The sequence below is a fragment of the Pseudonocardia sp. McavD-2-B genome (genome assembly GCF_024124365.1).
In the GTDB taxonomy this organism is placed as follows: domain Bacteria; phylum Actinomycetota; class Actinomycetes; order Mycobacteriales; family Pseudonocardiaceae; genus Pseudonocardia; species Pseudonocardia alni.
In genome coordinates this window covers 1-1,389 of sequence record NZ_JAMXSG010000522.1, presented here as the reverse complement: position 1 = coordinate 1,389, position 1,389 = coordinate 1, and the positions used below count along the sequence as shown (strand labels likewise).

General features: G+C 77.9%; 2 protein-coding genes. Both read left to right on the top strand.

Annotated elements, in window-relative coordinates; genetic code table 11:
- Positions 1-276: hypothetical protein (locus tag NH602_RS30870; protein WP_253069695.1), on the top strand; the 276-nt coding region annotated here is incomplete at its 5' end.
- A gap of 167 nt (positions 277-443) precedes the next feature.
- The coding region (locus NH602_RS30865) for an alpha/beta fold hydrolase (RefSeq protein WP_253069694.1) at positions 444-1,389 on the top strand (946 nt) is incomplete at its 3' end.

The following is a 1,389-nucleotide window of genomic DNA, read 5'->3' as shown; positions in this document are numbered from 1 at the left end:
CGGACGCTGCCCGGCGCCGACGGGGGGCCGCTGCGCCGGGCGGCCGCCGCGGCCGGCACCACGGCCCCGGCGCTCGTGCTGGAGCTCGCCCGGGTGCACGGCGTCCTGGACCTCGACCTGGGCGCCGACGGCGAGCTGCTCTACGCGCTGGCCGGGGTCCGCACCACGGGGACCGCGACCGCAGCCGCGCACGAGGCGGTGGCCGCCCGGGTCGGGGCGATGTGGGCGGCCGGTCGGGCGCCGCACCCCACCCGCACTGCCGACGACCGGGGCTGACCCGGGCGCAGCCGTCGGCGGCGCGGTGATCGTCTTCTGCGAGGGGTGCGGTGCCGGATCCGGCACCGCACCCCTCGCTCGTCGCGATCACCGGTCCCGCCCGGCCGCCCGGGACGGGTGACGGGCCAGGGGTGGCGCCTTGTTGACACGTTTTCTACGATGACGGCGTGTCTCACAACGAGGTGGAGTCCGCGAGCCGCACCCGGACGGTGACCACGCAGGACGGCCTGGAGCTGGTCGTGGAGGAGCGGGGCGACCCGTCGCACCCGACGGTCGTCGCGGTGCACGGCTACCCCGACGACCGGCACGTGTGGGACCGCGTCGCCGCGGACCTCGCCGCCGACCACCACGTCGTCACCTACGACGTGCGCGGCCACGGGGGCTCGGCCGCGCCCGGCGCCCCGGCCGGCTACGACCTGGAGCTCCTCGCCGCCGACCTGCGCACGGTGACCGACGCCGTCTCCCCCGACGCCCCGGTGCACCTGCTCGCCCACGACTGGGGCTCGATCCAGACCTGGCACGCCGTCACGCGCGAGGACGGCACCCCCTCGGCGATGGACGGCCGGGTCGCGTCGTTCACCTCGATCTCCGGCCCGTGCCTGGACCACGTGGCGCTGTTCCTGCGCCGCCGCGGGCTCCGCGACCTGCGGCCGGTGCTCACCCAGGCGCTGCACTCCTGGTACACCCTGGCGTTCCGGGTGCCGGTGCTGCCCGAGCTGATGATCCGCAGCGGGCTGCTCGGCGCGCTGGTGGCGCGGACCGAGCGGATCCCACGCCCCTCGGTGCGCGACGCGGTCAACGGCCTGGAGCTCTACCGGCGGAACCTGCCGCGGCGGCTCGGCCGCCCGCAGCCGCGCCGCACCGACGTCCCGGTGCAGATCCTGGCTCCGCTCGGCGACGCCTACGTCACCCCCGCGATGGCGACGAGCGCCGCCGGGTACGCCCCCGACCTGCGGGTCCGCTACCTGCCCGGCGGGCACTGGATCGTCCGCAAGCGCGCGGGCGTGATCGCCCGGTGTGTCCGCGAGCTCGTCGCCGAGCGCAGCGGCGGGACCGCAGCGCCCGCGCTGGCCCGGGCGGGGGCCCGGGGCGCCGCCCTGGTCCGCACCGGGG